The organism is Mycobacterium sp. OAS707 (assembly GCF_014873705.1).
Lineage (GTDB): Bacteria > Actinomycetota > Actinomycetes > Mycobacteriales > Mycobacteriaceae > Mycobacterium.
On sequence record NZ_JADBDS010000004.1, the window covers coordinates 191,903 to 204,043 of the forward strand.

The 12,141-nt window shown below is 66.3% G+C and carries 17 protein-coding genes; 9 read left to right on the forward strand and 8 right to left on the reverse strand.

Features of this window, described 5'->3' with window-relative positions:
- The first annotated feature begins 47 nt into the window (after positions 1-47).
- Both GGC64_RS25925 and GGC64_RS25930 read left to right on the forward strand, forming a co-directional pair.
- Positions 48-485 (forward strand): nitroreductase/quinone reductase family protein, encoded by a 438-nt coding sequence (locus GGC64_RS25925; RefSeq protein ID WP_192725454.1) that lies wholly within the window; start codon positions 48-50, stop codon positions 483-485.
- A gap of 66 nt (positions 486-551) precedes the next feature.
- Positions 552-959 carry a hypothetical protein gene (locus GGC64_RS25930; protein WP_192725455.1) on the forward strand — a complete coding sequence of 136 codons (408 nt, stop codon included), beginning with the start codon at positions 552-554 and terminating at the stop codon, positions 957-959.
- A 5-nt stretch (positions 960-964) separates the two neighbouring features.
- On the opposite strand, the gene GGC64_RS25935 is transcribed toward GGC64_RS25930, so the two are convergent.
- The 5 genes from GGC64_RS25935 to GGC64_RS25955 all read right to left on the reverse strand — a co-directional run bounded on the left by GGC64_RS25935 (position 965) and on the right by GGC64_RS25955 (position 5,015).
- Positions 965-2,083, reverse strand: a complete 1,119-nt coding sequence (locus GGC64_RS25935; protein ID WP_192725456.1) for a nitronate monooxygenase family protein — start codon at positions 2,081-2,083, stop codon at positions 965-967.
- Between the two features lie 60 nt (positions 2,084-2,143).
- The gene (locus tag GGC64_RS25940) at positions 2,144-2,887 is read right to left on the reverse strand and encodes a maleylpyruvate isomerase family mycothiol-dependent enzyme (RefSeq protein ID WP_192725457.1); all 744 of its coding nucleotides are present in this window, start codon (positions 2,885-2,887) and stop codon (positions 2,144-2,146) included.
- A gap of 98 nt (positions 2,888-2,985) precedes the next feature.
- On the reverse strand, positions 2,986-4,017 hold the full coding sequence (locus GGC64_RS25945; protein WP_192725458.1) for an NAD-dependent epimerase/dehydratase family protein: 1,032 nt from the start codon (positions 4,015-4,017) through the stop codon (positions 2,986-2,988).
- Positions 4,014-4,790, reverse strand: a complete 777-nt coding sequence (locus GGC64_RS25950) for an S-methyl-5'-thioadenosine phosphorylase (RefSeq protein WP_192725459.1) — start codon at positions 4,788-4,790, stop codon at positions 4,014-4,016. The genes GGC64_RS25945 and GGC64_RS25950 overlap by 4 nt, the downstream gene beginning before the upstream one ends.
- Positions 4,791-4,796: 6 nt before the next feature.
- Positions 4,797-5,015, reverse strand: a complete 219-nt coding sequence (locus tag GGC64_RS25955; protein WP_192725460.1) for a hypothetical protein — start codon at positions 5,013-5,015, stop codon at positions 4,797-4,799.
- A 44-nt stretch (positions 5,016-5,059) separates the two neighbouring features.
- Between GGC64_RS25955 and GGC64_RS25960 the strand changes: the two genes are divergently transcribed.
- A complete protein-coding gene (locus tag GGC64_RS25960; protein ID WP_192725461.1) occupies positions 5,060-5,929 on the forward strand; it encodes a 1,4-dihydroxy-2-naphthoate polyprenyltransferase in 870 nt (289 codons plus the stop codon).
- Here GGC64_RS25960 and GGC64_RS25965 read toward each other — a convergent pair.
- Entirely contained in the window at positions 5,926-6,492 is a 567-nt protein-coding gene (locus GGC64_RS25965) for a Clp protease N-terminal domain-containing protein (protein WP_192725462.1), read from the reverse strand. The two genes, GGC64_RS25960 and GGC64_RS25965, sit on opposite strands and share 4 nt — an antisense overlap.
- 2 nt (positions 6,493-6,494) lie before the next feature.
- On the reverse strand, positions 6,495-6,695 hold the full coding sequence (locus GGC64_RS25970; RefSeq protein WP_192725463.1) for a helix-turn-helix domain-containing protein: 201 nt from the start codon (positions 6,693-6,695) through the stop codon (positions 6,495-6,497).
- A 103-nt stretch (positions 6,696-6,798) separates the two neighbouring features.
- Between GGC64_RS25970 and GGC64_RS25975 the strand changes: the two genes are divergently transcribed.
- Genes GGC64_RS25975 through GGC64_RS26000 form a run of 6 tightly spaced genes read left to right on the forward strand, consistent with a single transcriptional unit; the run spans position 6,799 to position 11,781 of the window.
- A complete protein-coding gene (locus GGC64_RS25975) occupies positions 6,799-7,791 on the forward strand; it encodes a MoxR family ATPase (RefSeq protein ID WP_192725464.1) in 993 nt (330 codons plus the stop codon).
- 8 nt (positions 7,792-7,799) lie between these two features.
- On the forward strand, positions 7,800-8,672 hold the full coding sequence (locus GGC64_RS25980; RefSeq protein ID WP_192725465.1) for a DUF58 domain-containing protein: 873 nt from the start codon (positions 7,800-7,802) through the stop codon (positions 8,670-8,672).
- On the forward strand, positions 8,662-9,135 hold the full coding sequence (locus GGC64_RS25985; protein WP_192725466.1) for a hypothetical protein: 474 nt from the start codon (positions 8,662-8,664) through the stop codon (positions 9,133-9,135). Before GGC64_RS25980 ends, GGC64_RS25985 begins: the two co-directional genes overlap by 11 nt.
- Positions 9,126-10,130, forward strand: a complete 1,005-nt coding sequence (locus GGC64_RS25990) for a hypothetical protein (RefSeq protein WP_192725467.1) — start codon at positions 9,126-9,128, stop codon at positions 10,128-10,130. The genes GGC64_RS25985 and GGC64_RS25990 overlap by 10 nt, the downstream gene beginning before the upstream one ends.
- Positions 10,127-11,071, forward strand: coding sequence for a VWA domain-containing protein (locus GGC64_RS25995; RefSeq protein WP_192725468.1), 945 nt, complete (start codon positions 10,127-10,129; stop codon positions 11,069-11,071). Before GGC64_RS25990 ends, GGC64_RS25995 begins: the two co-directional genes overlap by 4 nt.
- On the forward strand, positions 11,068-11,781 hold the full coding sequence (locus GGC64_RS26000; RefSeq protein WP_192725469.1) for a hypothetical protein: 714 nt from the start codon (positions 11,068-11,070) through the stop codon (positions 11,779-11,781). The genes GGC64_RS25995 and GGC64_RS26000 overlap by 4 nt, the downstream gene beginning before the upstream one ends.
- Here the strand turns inward: GGC64_RS26000 and GGC64_RS26005 are convergent.
- On the reverse strand, positions 11,778-12,122 hold the full coding sequence (locus GGC64_RS26005) for an ester cyclase (protein WP_192725470.1): 345 nt from the start codon (positions 12,120-12,122) through the stop codon (positions 11,778-11,780). The genes GGC64_RS26000 and GGC64_RS26005 overlap by 4 nt on opposite strands.
- Positions 12,123-12,141 lie beyond the last annotated feature (19 nt).

Sequence of the window (12,141 nt, forward strand, 5' to 3'; positions counted from 1 at the left end):
GCTCAGGGTCTTGTAGTTGAGTGGTCGTTCTATTATCGTCGTTCACTATGGCAAACAAGGCGCTGCGCAAGTTCAAGTTCGAGCGACGGATGGGCCGCGCTGTGGTCAATCCGCTCGTCGCGGCGATGGATCGTATCGGCATCCGCTCATCGCTCGTCGTGGAACTCGAAACCACCGGCGCCAAGAGCGGTCAGCCGCGCCGTGTCCCTCTCACCGGCCGCGCCGACGAGCGCGGGGTGTGGGTGATCTCGCAGCATGGCCGGCGCGCGGGTTGGGCGCACAACATCGCAGCCAATCCGAAGGTCCGCGTGCGAGTCAACAACCAATGGCATAGCGGCACAGCCACTTTCGAGCCCGACGACGACGTACGTGCCCGGGCCCGCAGTATCGGCGGCGATGGCAAGCTCAGCCAATCGGCCGCCGCGCTGGCGATGCGGGCGATGGAAAGCGACCCGATCTCGGTGCGCATCGACTTCGACGACTGAAAAAAAGACCCCGCGTTTCGACCCCTCCGCTGCGGGTAACCCGGACGGAGCGACAAGGAGGGGTTCATGAAATCGGGTGCAAGGACAGGGATCGCGCTGTTCGGCGGCGCGGCTGCGATGGTTCTGGCTGTCGGATGCGGCGGCGGTGACAAGGGCGAATCGACGAGCACTACGAGTACGACGACTACCACGACCTCGGCGACCACGACCGCGCCTGCGACGACCACCGGAACAGCGGTTCCCGGCGGCCCGACGGGTAGCGGCGGCCCAGGTGGCGGCGGCGGCGCAGTTCCAGGCGGCCCGACCGGCAGCGGCGGCCCCGGTGGCGGCGGCGGTGCCGTTCCCGGTGGTCCGACCGGCGGCGGAGGCCCCGGCGGAGGCGGCGGCAGCGTTCCCGGTGGTCCGACCGGCGGCGGAGGCCCCGGCGGAGGCGGCGGCTGCGTTCCCGGCGTTGGCTGCGTCAGCGTGCCGTAGGTCGCCTAGTCAGGCAGCGAGTTGCTGAGCCGCTCCGTTGCGGCGAGGTAGTCCTCGATGAACTCGCGCACCACTTCGCGGGCGGGCTTGACCTTGTTCATCAGGCCCACGCCCTGCCCGACGAAGTAGGTGGCCAGCGCCTGCGCGCCCGGATGCCCTTGTGAGGCCAGCGCGTCGACCCGCCGAATGATCGGCTCGCTCAACATCGACTGCAGCGGAAGCGGCAACGGCTTGCGGCCGCCCTCGTTCGGCTGCCACGCATCCGTCCACTCCGACTTCAGTTGGCGCGCAGGCTTTCCGGTGCGCCCGGCCGATCGGATGGTGTCGCGCGACGTCGCCTCCAGCATCTTCTGGACGGTGTGCGGCGCCGTCTCGGCCTCCTCCGTCGTGAGCCAGACCGATCCGGTCCATGCGCCGTCGGCGCCCATCGCGACGGTGGCGGCCATCTGCCTGCCCGTCACGATCCCGCCCGCCGCGAGCACCGGCACCGCGCCCTCGATGGCCTCTATGACTTCGGGGATGAGGACCAGTGTCGTGATTTCGCCGCAGTGCCCACCGGCCTCGGTGCCCTGCGCGACGATCAAGTCAACCCCGGCCTGCACCTGCTTGGCGGCGTGCTCCTTGGCGCCGACCAGTGCGGCGACGGGCACACCCCGCTCCTTGCCCGCGTCGATCATGTAATCCGGCGGCACGCCAAGCGCATTGGCGATCAGCTTGATCGGATGGCTGAATGCGACCTCCAGCAGGTCCTTGCCGGTGTCACCGGACAGGAACGACGGACCGGTGCGCGGTGACTCCTCGGGCTCGATGTCATGGGCCGCAAGCAATTCCGCGATGAATCCGCGGTAGTCGTCGGGGATCCGGGACGCCAGCTCACCGGGCGCGAGCTTCTCGCCCTTGCCCTCGAACTTGGCGGGCACGATGAGGTCGACGCCGTACGGCCTGCCGTCCACATGCTCGTCGATCCACGACAGCTCCTTGTCCAGCCAGTCCGGCGTGAACGCCGTCGCACCGAGCACGCCGAACCCGCCTGCGTTGGTGACCGCAGCCACGACGTCTCTGCAGTGGCTGAACGCGAAGAGCGGGAAATCGATGCCGAACTGTTCACAGATGGCTGGCTTCATGCCACCAGTATTACTAAGTCATACCTGTTGTCGACAGGCGGTCCGACACGCGCGGGCCAATCAGATCACGCGCAGCTGCCGGACGATCTCCAGAGCCACCGCATCTCCGTCGGAGTGGACGCCCAGCTCGTCCCAGGTGCCGCGCTGAGTCACCCACCGCACGAACGCTTGCGAGTCGGACTCGACGTGGGCAACCACGTCGCCCCTGCCGACGCGCAGCGTGCGTGCACACATGCCGCCAAGGCGTATCTCCACCGCCGAGTGCATGCGGTCGAGCAGCTCCGAATTCTGTTGGGGCAGCGCTACTTCGATCCAGTCGAGCGTCGGCGCCAAGCGCAGCTCGTCGGTCTGGGGCGGATCGCCCTCCAACGGCCCGTCCGGGGCGAACAGATCGAACCGAATGTGGATGTATTCCTCAAAGGCCAACGCCGTCGGAATGACTGAGGCCGGATAGGTTCCGACATCCCCCAGCGGTACCTCGAAGTCTTGACCCTCCAGCCCGGCGAGGACTTCCAGCCCCTGCAGGCTCACCGACTCGTAGTCGGCCACCAGCTCCTCGGGAGTCATCGACCGGCGGGACTCGACATACAAGTCCGCGGCGCGCTCGGCGGGCAGTCCCCCGGGCTCGGGCAATTTCGAGGGGTCGACGGCCAACCAGAAACTGCACGCCATGTGGGACAACAGGTCCTGCACCGACCAGCCCGGACACCCACTGTTCTTCGTCCAGGCGGAGTCGTCCATCTGCCGACACAGTTCCAGGAGCACCTTCCGGTCTTCCTCAATGGCCTTGATCGCAGAGCTCATGCCGCACTCCCATTTGCAGATACATACCGTATGTATGAGCGTACATACGGTATGTATGGTGCGCAACGGTCTACTCCGCAAGCCGCTCGGCACAGGAGCTAACCGCGCAGCGGGGCGTGCGCGAACTCACGTAACCCGTCGCGGGGGTCGACGGCCGCCCGGAAACCCAACTGCTCGGCTGCCCGGGTCGGATCGGCGACGATGTGGCGCACGTCGCCGCTGCGGTACTGGCCGGTGACGAGCGGCAGCACATCGCCGCGCATCTCGCACAGCTCGGTGGCCATCTCCAGGATCGAGATCGGCTGCCCTGAGCAGACGTTGTACGCCGAGAAGCCAACGCGATTCGCGTTCATGGCGGCGATGTTGGCTGCGGCGACATCGTCGACGTGGACGAAGTCGCGCATCTGCCCGCCGTCCTCGAAAACCCTTGGCACGTCACCCGCTTCGAGCTGTGAACGGAAGATGGCCGCGACGCCGGAATAGGGTGTGTCACGCGGCATTCCCGGGCCGTAGACATTGTGGTAGCGCAGGGCGGCAACCGAACCGCCGGTCGACTCTGCCCATGCCAGCGCGTAGTGCTCTTGCGCGGTCTTGCTCGCCGCGTACAAGCTGCGCGGCCGAAGAGGAGCGTCCTCGTCGACCAGTCGCCACTGCACGGGCTCTGCGCAAGTCGGGCAACGGTGTTCGAAGATTCCTGCGTCGAGGTCGGCCCGTGCGCGTGGCAGCGGGTCGACGAGCCCGTGCTCCCCGCACTCGTACCTGCCTTGCCCGTACACCACCATCGACGAGGCCAACACCAACCGTTGACAGCCCGCGGCGAACATCTCGGCGAGCAGCACCGCGGTGGCGAAGTCGTTGTGGCTGCCATAGGCGGGCGCATCGGCAGCGTCCACCCCGGCGCCGACGACCGCCGCCTGATGACAGACGAGATCGACCCCCTTGAGAAGCGGGGCCAGTGCCGCGGCGTCGCGTACATCGACCCGTTGAACATCAAGCGGCAGTTCGGCATTGGCGCCATGCGCCGCCGCGAGCATCGCATCTACCGCCACCACGTCGTGGCCCGCGACGCTCAGCGCCGCGGCAACCCGAGTCCCGATGAAGCCGGCCGCGCCGGTGAGCAGCACCCTCACGGCAGATCGAAGGGCAGCTCGACGCCGTCGTGCGGCAGGCAGTGGGTACACGTGCGTTCGGTGTCGACGTTGTCGATCGCTTCGTGCACCAGCTTCTTGAACGGCACCAGGTTGCGTTCGAATTCGGCGAACACGTCCACGGCCCGCACACCCGCGCCAGTTTCGATGCCAGCGTCGAGATCGGTGACCAAAGCGATGGCGGCGTAACATATTTCGAGTTCACGGGCGAGCACCGCCTCCGGATAGCCGGTCATGTTCACCAACGTGAAGCCCTGCCGTGCGAACCACTGGCTCTCGGCGCGGGTGGAGAACCTGGGGCCTTGAACCACCACCATGGTGCCGCCGTCGACGACACCGGGTAGCTCCGCGGCCGCCGCGCGCAGCGTCGGGCAGTACGGATCGGCGAAGCCGACGTGGATGCCGCCGGAGTCGAAGTACGTGTCGTCGCGTCCTGTTGTGCGGTCCACCAACTGATCGGGCACGACCATCGCGCCTGGACCCAGGTCCGGCGTGAGACTGCCGACCGCGCAGGGCCCGAAGATGCGCCGCACCCCCAGCGCTCGCAGCGCCCACATGTTCGCGCGATAAGGCACTGTGTGCGGCGAGAACTCGTGCTTGACGCCGTGGCGGGGCAGGAACGCGACCTCGTGATCGCCGACCGTGCCGACCGTGATCGGCGCGCTCGGTGCGCCGTAGGGAGTGTCCAGGCTTATGGTGCGGGCGTCGGCTCCGAAGAATGTGTAGAAACCGCTGCCGCCGATGACGCCGAGCAAGTCGCGCTACTCGTCCTCGGCCTCGTCGGCGGAGGGCTGCGAAGCGCGCCGGGAAGCGTCGCGGATCTCGAACATGTCGGTGGCGAAACCACCGATGGCGTTCGCGACGTCCTTCACGGCGGTGGTGATGATCGACGCCACCTCACCCACGGTTGATGCGCCTGACTCGACGATTTCCTGCATGGCGTCCTTGCGGATCTCTGTCTTGCTGAGTCGGTCGTCCATGCGCTCAGTCTGCCACGCCATGCGCCCGTGCAAGACTGGTGATCGTGGCCAGCTTCGCGCAGTGGGTCGAGGGCGCCCGCCCACGGACGCTGCCCAACGCAATCGCGCCGGTGATCGCAGGCACCGGCGGCGCCGCGTGGCTGCACGCCGCGTGCTGGTGGAAGGCGCTGTTGGCGTTGCTGGTGGCGGTCGCGATGATCGTCGGCGTCAACTACGCCAACGACTACTCCGACGGGATCCGCGGGACCGATGACGTTCGGGCCGGGCCGTTGCGGCTGGTCGGCTCGAGGCTGGCGGCGCCGCGCAGCGTGTTGACGGCCGCCGTGGTGAGCCTCGCCGTGGCAGCGGTGGCCGGCGTGGTGCTGGCCTGGTTCAGCGCGCCGTGGCTGATCGCGGTCGGCGCGGCGTGTATCGCCGGGGCATGGTTGTACACCGGCGGCAAGAAGCCGTACGGGTACCTCGGACTCGGCGAGGTCGCTGTGTTCGTGTTCTTCGGTCTGGTCGCTGTGCTGGGTACGCAGTACACCCAGGCGCTGCGCGTCGACTGGGTCGGGTTGGCGCTGGCCGTGGCGATGGGTTCGTTGTCGTCGGCTGTGCTGGTCGCCAACAATCTGCGCGACATCCCCACCGACAAAGAGTCAGGGAAGATCACGCTGGCGGTGCGACTGGGTGACGCCCGCACCCGGGTGCTGTATCAGAGCTTGCTTCTGATCGCGTTGGCGCTGACGTTGGCGCTGATGCTCGCGACACCGTGGTGTGCGGCGGGGCTGATAGCGGCGCCGCTTGCCTTTCGTGCATGGGGTCCGATCCGAAAAGGCCTGGGCGGCAAGGACCTTATCCCCGTGTTGCGCGACACCGGCCTGACGATGCTCGTGTGGGCCGTCGCAGTAGCGGTGGCGTTGACGTTTGGCTAGGCGGCCTCGTCGAGCAGCCCGATGACCGCTGTGCGCAACCGTGCGGGATCAACGTGCTCGCTGATCAAGCCGAGTGTGAACTTGTCACCGCCGCGAAGAACCCCCAGCACGATGTGCTCACAGTTGATCCCATTGTCCTTGTGCGCCAGTGCTTCTCGTAGCGCAAGCTCCAGGACCTTCTTGGCGGATCTGGTGAACGGCAAGTGGCCGCGGCGGCGTGGACGGCGACCGGACTTTCGCAGCGAATCGTCATAGGTGCCCCGGCCGAACGTCCGGTCCACGGCGTCACGCACCGCATGCAAATCGATTCCGATCGAGCGCAAAGCGTCGGCGTCTGCTTCGAAGGACTCATCGTCTGACCGATCTGCGGAGGCGAGTCGGTCGCGCACGACGTCCGGCCGCAAACCGAAGTCTGACAGCACAGCGGACAGATCGCGCCCTGCGCTTTGCAGAACGCCGACCAACACGTGCTCCGGCCGGATCTCCTGCGCGCCCAGTTCGCGGGCCTCTTCCTGAGCGAGCACGACGGAGACCCGTGCACTGCGGCTGAATCGCTCGAACATCGTCAACTCCTTCGGTTGTACTTCTGGTGCACGGCCTGCCGGCTCACCCCGAGCGCCTCGGCGATCGCCTGCCAACTCCAGCCCTGATCACGGGCGTTCGCGACATGAATGGCCTCGAGCCGCTCCTGCAGCTGACGCAGGGCCCTGACCGAATGCAGTCCCACAGCCGGATCGGCACTGGTCAACGCCTCGGTGTCAGTCATGTGTCAACTTTACTTGACGTCATTCGATCATGACAACCGTGTGTGTATACCGTGGCCGGGGGGGTACTCAACGCACTTCGTCTCGATCCTTCGAAAGGCATCCATGACCGCAGCACGCGCGCAGTCCGACGTCGCCGAGACCCAGCGCGTTGTCGGCGCGATCGCCGAGGCGTTCTCGGCGAAGGTGGTCGGGCAAGAGAACTTGCGCGAATCGCTGCTCATCGGACTGCTCGCCGGCGGGCACATTCTCATCGAGAGCGTTCCGGGGCTGGCCAAGACAACCGCAGCCCGAGTGATCGCCGAAGCCGTCCACGGCGGGTTTCAACGCATCCAATGCACACCGGACCTGCTCCCCAGCGACATCATCGGCACTCAGGTCTACGAAGCACAGACCCACTCATTCGTCACCCAATTGGGTCCGGTGCACAGCAACATCGTGCTGCTCGACGAGATCAACCGCTCCAGCGCCAAGACGCAGAGCGCGATGCTCGAAGCGATGGAGGAGCGTCAGACCACGATTGCCGGCAAGGTGTACCCGATTCCGGAGCCCTTCTTGGTGATCGCGACCCAGAACCCCGTCGACCAGGAAGGCACCTATCCACTTTCCGAGGCGCAAACCGACCGATTCATGCTCAAAGATGTGCTGCGCTATCCCTCTTCAGAGCAAGAGGTCGAGGTGATGGCGCGGTTGGACGCCGGGGTATACGACAAGGACCGCGGTACCCGGCCCGTTGCCAGCCTCGATGACATTCGCCGCCTGCAACAGGTCGTCCGCAATGTCCACATGGACCGGGCGTTGATGCTCTACGCCAGCCGCCTTGTCAACGTCACGCGCACTCCCGACCAGTACTTGCCGAGAAACCTTGGCCGCGTTATCGAATACGGTGCAAGTCCGCGCGCCACCATCGCCTTCTGTCAGGCGGCACGTGCGCTCGCGGTGCTCTCGGGACGCGCCCACGTCATCCCCGACGACATCGCCAAACTTGCCCATCGGGTGCTGAGGCACCGGCTGATTCTCGGCTTCGAGGCGGCGAGCGCGAACATCACGCCGGAAGTGGTCATCGACGCCGTGCTGCAAGCGGTGCGGGTGCCGTAGAGGTCGCGGTGGGCAAGCATCTCCACAGAGCCAAGGCACATTTCGGCACGGACACCCGCGGCATGCTGGAAGGCGGCCGCTATGCCCTGCTGCACACCCGCAGCATGGAATTCGACGAGCTGCGACCCTACGTACCGGGCGACGACGTCCGTGACATCGATTGGAAGGCGTCAGCCCGGTCGGGCACCGTCTTGATCAAGCGCTTCGTCTCCGAGAAGCACCACAAGATCCTCCTTGTCGCCGACACCGGTCGCAACATGTCGGCGCTGACCCCCAGCGCCGAGACCAAACGCGATGTCGCCACGAACATTCTGGGTGCGATCGGATTGATCACCATCGGACGCGCCGACCAGATCGGCCTGGTGTACGGAGACGCTCGCGGCTGCATCAACATTCCCGCGCGCCGCGGCGAGACTCACATCGAGAGCATGCTGCACCGGTTTGCGACCCACACCCGCGAACAGCAGGGGCCCAGCGACATCAGTTGCCAACTCGATTACGTGGCAACGCATTATCGTCATCCGCTGCTGGTGGTCGTCGTCTCTGACGAGCCCGAGGTTTCCGACCGTCTCGAGGACACCGTCACCCGACTGCGGGCCCGGCACGATGTGCTGTGGGCGATGGTCGCCGACATGCCCGCGGTCGCAGGAGCCGACGACGAGCGGGGTGGCTATGACGTGGCGACGGGGCAGTTCGTGATGAGCGGGGCTGCGCTGGGTCCACGCATCGTCGCCGCGTATCGGCGCGCCGAGAGCGAAAGAGTCAGCCGGCTAGCGGAATTCATGACCGCGCACGCGATTCCGCACACCACCATCACCGGCAGCGCGGAAATCCGAAACCGACTGGTCGAGCTGACGCAGGTGTTCGCCCGTGCCGGATGATCTGCTCCGGTTCGTCAGTGGTACTCCGCCATACTCGCAGTGGTGGCTGTGGTTGGCGCTGGCACTCATATTGCTCGTGATCGCCTGGTATGCAGGCGTATTCGTCTGGACATTGCCGTCGCGACAATTGCGCCGTCTGCCGGTGATCCGATCCTTGCACGGCTTTGTGTTACGCAGGCGGTTCACCCGCAGCATCGGTGCGGCTGTCGCCGGGCATCGCTCCGGGAGCCTGACCGCCGCGGCCGCCGGCACCCGGATCAGCCAGACGTTGCGAAGTTTCCTGCACCAGGCCACGGGCACACCGGTCCAGTACATGCACGTCGAGGCGATCATGGCCAGTGAGCTGGCTGCCGCCGGGCCGGTGTTCGCGGCACTCAACGATGTCCAATTCAATTCCGACTCACACGAAGACATGGCCGACCTCGCGAACAAGGCCGAGGAGTTGATTCGGACATGGAGCTGAGTTGGTGGCCCGTCGCCGTCGTCGGATTCTGCTGTCTGACAGGGGCGGTCGCGTTGGCGGTGTTGTCGGCGCGAGGCGAAGTCCGTCGAGGATTGCGTCCGCTGGCCAACACCGCGCGGTTGACTCGGCTGCCGGGCTATGCCCGGTTGGCGCGAATGCGTTTCCTCGCGATGCTCGTCGCCTTGGTGCTGTTACTGACGGTGTTCTGCGCTGCCGTGGTAGCGAGCGCGCGCCCCACCGGATGGTCGTGGACTCCCGATGACGATGCGCCGCAGGACATCATGCTCTGCGTCGGTCAGCCGGTCGCCGACCCGGCCACCTCGAAATTCCTCACCTACTTCGCCGCCAATGCGAAAACATTCGGCACCCAGCGCATCGGGCTCACCTCACCGACACGCCGCGTGGTTCCGATGACCCGCGATTACCAATACGCCGCCGGCCAGTTCGGAACATACGCCGAACTTGCTCAACACCAGGCCGATCCGGTTGTGCGCGCGACGGCCGCTGGCTTTGCACCTCCGGTTTCGTATGTCGACTACGCACAGAGTATCGATGACGTTCTCGCGCTGTGCATGACCGGTTTTCCGTCGTTCGAAGACAAGAGCACCCACCGCCGCACGCTGATCTATCTGGGCCCCAGTTCGATCCGTGCACCCGGAGAGACACGGCCGGCTTTGTTCGTCAGCCAACGCGTTACCGATATGGCGGAGCAGGCCGGCGTCCAGATCAACGCCATCACCACCTCACCCCGCGGCAGAGAAGCCGGGCTGCGGTCCATCGTCGAAGCCAGCGGGGGACAGTTCTTCTTCTACGACGCCGCGGATGCTGCGCTCGGCGCCGATCTGGACTCCATCGGCGAGCGGCCACCAGCGGCCGCCCTTCCCGGTGACGCAACGGTACTGGGGTGGCGCTCGGATTCACCCGTCGTTCCGCTCGCCACCGGCGTGATTGCCGCCGCCCTGTTGTGTGTATCCCTCGCGGTGCTGCGCCGATGAACTTCGATCCCGTTTTGCCGCCGGCCCTGCTTCTGGTGATCGCGCTGGTTCTCCTCGTGATTCGGCTGATCACGATGTACCAGCTGCACACCACGGCGGGAGCGCGGTGGTCGACCGTGTGGCGCTGGTGCGGACTGACTCTGGCGGTCACCCTGGTGATGATCGCCGCATTGCGGCCGTGGCTGGCGGCGGGCGGGCAACCGGCTACGGCTTCGGCGCCGGCCGGCGAGAACGTCAACGTGTTCTTGGTCGTGGACCGGTCCCCATATTCTGCCGTCGCCGACTACGGGGACGCCTCACGCATGGACGGCATCCGCACCGACATCGCCGGATTGATCGACCGTTATCCAGGTGCGCGTTTTGCGATGATCGATTTCGCGTCGCGGGCCTCATTGGATTGGCCGCTATCCGAAGATGTCTGGAGCCTACGGCCCGTGACCGCGCGGTTGGCGCCGTACGACGAGCCGGACGGAGGGGCGGCGGCAGATGCGGCTGCAGCGGCGAACGTGCTGCGGTACCAACTCATCGGCGCCGGACAGCAGTACCGCGATTCGGCGAACCTGGTGTTCTACTTCGGATCAGGCGCACCCGGCTCCAGCGCGCCGCAGGGTGAGTTCGAGCCGCTAGCAGGCACAGTCGACGGTGGAGCCGTGCTCGGTTACGGCGCAGCATCCCGGTTCGACCAGACGCGTCTCGAGGCCATCGCCGGGCAACTCGGCGTTCGGTACGTCCATCGCAACCCCGGTGAGCCGCTTCCCGCGACCGCCGTGCAGCCGAATTCGACTGCGCGGCAGCAGAATACCGTGACCCCCGCGACTGCCCGCACCGAGCTGTACTGGGTGTTCACGCTACCGGCGTCCGTGCTGCTGCTGTTCGAGCTCTTCTTGACTGTCCGCGAGATTCGCAGGACAAGGACGGCGGGTCGAGAGGCGGCCCCGTGAAACAGGTTCCCTCGCGCCTGCGGCTGCGCCGACGTCTGCTGCTGTTCTCCGCCCCAGTCGTGATCGTCTCGCTGCTGACGGCGGCCAAGCTGATCTCCGCGGTGACAGCGGCAAGTTCAGCGGGCGCACATTTCAGCGAGGGCCAGGTGTCCGCGCTTCGCACCGACGTAACGACGATGAGCACCGTCAACCTGATTGAACCGGCGAAGGCGCCGTTCGCCGCAGGCACCCTGGCAGTGCTGGAGGGTCGCCTCGATGAGGCAGACGACCACTTCTCCGAGGCGTTGACCCGGGCCGACGCGGGACTGGCGTGTCCGGTTCGGGTGAACCTCGAACTGGTGCGTGAGCGGCAGGGTGACCTCGCCGCCTGGGAGGGGCAATTCGACAAAGCACGCAGCTTCTACACCGGTGCGCTGACCGTCATCCACGAGGCGCGCGACGGATGCTTTGCGGCCAATACGGATCCCGACGCTGAGCGCCGGGCGATCCGCAACGATGCAACGGCGCGGGTGAACACCAAGATGGCCAACCTCGGGAAGACGGCACCGGCGCCGCCACCACCGCCTCCACCCGCTCCGCCGCCGCCCACTCCGCCGGCCGAGCAGAACTCACAACAGGTCGACGAGCCGACCGGACCGCTGCGGTTGAACCCGGGGGCGGGCGACCCGATCGAGCGGCTGCGCCAACTGCTGGAGGACGGGGCCGGCTAGCCGGTCGACGTGCCCGTCCAGTACTCGACGAAGCGGCCGTCGTTGAACCGCAGGATGTCGTTGCCGGTGAACCGCGCCGGACCGTCCTTCGTCGCACCGGTACCGACCCAGCGGGCGGCGACCAGATCGCGCTCGACGAACGGCTCGATCTCGACGACGAACATCAAGTCGGACAGCATCTGATGCGTTTCGTCGACCATCGCCTGCAGTTCGTCGGGTCCGTGTACATCATGAGTCGGCCAGTGACCGACGAAGTCGTCGGAGACCAGTTCGGCCGCGGCGACTTTACCGGTCCACAGCTCCGTTATCCATCGCTGATAGAGCGCCTTTGCTGTCGTCATAGCCGACTCCTACCCCACC